This window comes from Colwellia psychrerythraea, from assembly GCF_000764225.1.
GTDB classification, from domain to species: domain Bacteria; phylum Pseudomonadota; class Gammaproteobacteria; order Enterobacterales; family Alteromonadaceae; genus Colwellia; species Colwellia psychrerythraea_D.
Map to the genome: position 1 here is coordinate 1 of NZ_JQED01000036.1, position 984 is coordinate 984.

At 36.5% G+C, this 984-nt stretch carries 1 protein-coding gene; it reads left to right on the forward strand.

Annotated elements, in window-relative coordinates; genetic code table 11:
* The first annotated feature begins 141 nt into the window (after positions 1–141).
* Entirely contained in the window at positions 142–561 is a 420-nt protein-coding gene (locus ND2E_RS08450; protein ID WP_033094375.1) for a hypothetical protein, read from the forward strand.
* The last annotated feature ends 423 nt before the right edge of the window (positions 562–984 follow it).

Consider the following 984-nt stretch of genomic DNA (forward strand, 5'->3'; position numbering starts at 1 on the left):
CAAACGAATAATATCTCGGTATAAAAGAAAAACATAACAAGCAAATTAACAGGACAAAAAAAAGTTGGTTTTGCTCCTGCGTCGCTATTTTTACCAACTATTTTTTGCCCATTATTTGGGCGTTATATGCTAAGGATAGTCATGCGAATAATTCTAATTTTATCTTTATTGATTTCTATTGAAACTCAGGCAAATAATACGTTTATGGAAGTTAAAAGCTCTGCTCCTCCTGAATGTACTAATTCATTAGATACTTACTATGAAATAACTAAAGATAGTATGAAAAAGTTAGCCTTAAAAAAAGACTGGTATTCTCTGCAACAGCTTTTAGCTTTGAGAAAAGAGTTAATACAAGATGGAGCAGTCAACTCACAAAAACACCTTGATAAAAGTATGTTACTTCTTTTAATTGGTTTGTTAGCTAATCTTGATAAGAGTGATTTTTATATAAATAAATTTCAAGAATATAAGAATGAATTCGATATAAACCCTTTGATGGTTGAAGAAGGAGAATTAACATCTCTGGAACAACGATTAAAGGTGTTTGGCGTTAGCATATAACAAGCCATAACAGTAACGGGACTGCTAACAGCTTGCTCGGTTCCGCTTCGCTTCACAATTTTAGCAAGCTATTATCAGCCCCTGAATGGGGCGTTGGTATGACTCCCCACGTCAAGTTAAACCATAAGAATCTCTGCTTTTTTTCGAGCCATAATTTTCTCTTTTAAAGTTGAGTGAGTTAACGCATAGAATGAAGCCAGTAATTTCGTCGGTTATCATGCTGATATTCGTGGATTATTAACCTATTGGTTAACAGCGCCTACCTTACTTGTTCCGTCGTGACACCTAATTTCAGCCTATGCTCGTGGTTCAATAGCGCGTAGCGCTATTGCCATCCTAACGCCCTCGGTGGTTGTGCCACAGCCGATGCTTGACTCCATGCGCTAACTCAAAACTTTTCATCATGCAGGTACTCTTGAAATT